We start from the raw sequence: 312 nt of genomic DNA on the forward strand, positions 1-312 counted from the left end.
AGATTACATTCTCACAAATGTGTTTTTAGGGGTTGTTATGACGTTCATTGGTTTAGTTGGTTTGTTGTCAGTTTTGGCGGTTTCGACAGCGAATGCTGCACCTCAGGATTATTGGCCTGAGCGAGTAATATATTTTGTATCAGACTCAACCAGTGAGCGAGAGATCCGAAGTGGTCGTCATGCGGCTCGCGGAGCTGAGTTCGATGTGCTTCGTTTGGATGCGGGGATGGCAAGAGTAGCTGAGTTGGAGAGGTCAATTCCAGAAAGCGTAGTTCTCGCTGGTGATGAGGCGGTGTATCAATTTGCCAAAGA

General features: G+C 47.1%; 1 protein-coding gene. It reads left to right on the plus strand.

All coding sequences use genetic code 11. The features are described from left to right. Nucleotides 1-37 precede the first annotated feature (37 nt). Nucleotides 38-312 (plus strand): hypothetical protein (locus AB4585_RS25140; RefSeq protein WP_372171482.1); only part of this gene is annotated, 275 nt, incomplete at its 3' end.

Origin of the sequence: Vibrio sp. 10N.222.49.C9 (assembly GCF_041474985.1) — a bacterium.
Lineage (GTDB): Bacteria > Pseudomonadota > Gammaproteobacteria > Enterobacterales > Vibrionaceae > Vibrio > Vibrio crassostreae_C.